Annotated in this window: 2 protein-coding genes; both read right to left on the bottom strand. The window is 32.8% G+C overall.

The genetic code is table 11. From position 1 onward, the window contains the following. A partial coding sequence (locus EBF12_RS10945; RefSeq protein WP_279629433.1) for an ATP-grasp fold amidoligase family protein occupies positions 1-217 on the bottom strand: 217 nt, incomplete at its 3' end. A gap of 380 nt (positions 218-597) precedes the next feature. Continuing rightward, positions 598-960, bottom strand: a complete 363-nt coding sequence (locus tag EBF12_RS10935; RefSeq protein WP_244196535.1) for a hypothetical protein — start codon at positions 958-960, stop codon at positions 598-600. Between the last annotated feature and the right edge of the window lies 1 nt (position 961).

The raw sequence follows: 961 nt of genomic DNA, 5'->3' as shown, positions 1-961 counted from the left end.
CAAAGATTCTAGGCTCTATATCTTTATAATGCCATTCTCTATAAAGTGTGTAGAAGTTTGTGTTTAAATGTGTTGTGAGTTTATCCATAGATTCACTAAAAAGCTTAGAATCCTTTAGAAAAGCCTCTTTATCTTTGACTAAGACTACACCACCGCTATCGTGATTTGTCTTTAATACAAAGCTTTGTGGAAGTTTAGAGAAATCAATCTCATTCACATTTTTGTAGATTCCATAGAGTTTTGGTAAGTATTGACACTCATTTGTATTAAAGAGTTCTTGTGTGAGTGTGTCTATGGGTTGGAAAAGTAAAGAATCTTTTTTCTGCGTTGTCTTTTTAGCACTTTCAAGGGAACTTGCTTCTTGTGCTTTGTCATTTATATCTAATAAACTCCTCGCACAAGAATCTGCACAACCCTTGAAATTGTCTAAAAATACTTCCGCAGTGGGTATTTTGGAGTTTTTAGAATCTAGATTCTGTGATAATTGTGAATCTTTAGCATATTTAGTTTGCGTATTCTCTTTATTTTGTGTTTGTGGAGTAATAGGAGTTGTTGTGTTTATTGTGGGATTATTGTGTAAATCTATATTGTTTTGATTTAGGCTATAAGGTTGCCCCCCCCCCCCGCAGCATAAGCAATATTATCTTGCGTATTATAGGCTGTATCAAAGTGTTGTAATGTGGTGGCTATATAGATTCTAGCTTTAAGTTTATCTGCTAGGGCTGTGTATATTTGGTTTCTATCAAATAGGATTCTGTGAATGATTTTTTCATTAAAAGTTTGTGGGTTTCTAAAATCTGGTGTATAACCAAAGATTTTTTTATGTCTTTTTATAAAGTAGCTTTCATCATCAAGTTTAGCTAATGCTTTTTCTTTGAATCTAACACGCATAGGACGGATAAAGTCTTTATAGAGTGGGTTATTTTTAACAAGTTGTTTTAATGTGGATTTTAGTTGCATA

The sequence above is a fragment of the Helicobacter labetoulli genome (assembly GCF_003670275.1).
GTDB classification, from domain to species: Bacteria; Campylobacterota; Campylobacteria; order Campylobacterales; family Helicobacteraceae; genus Helicobacter_C; species Helicobacter_C labetoulli.
Note: the sequence above shows the minus strand (reverse complement) of the source record. Positions and strands in the feature narration are given on the sequence as shown.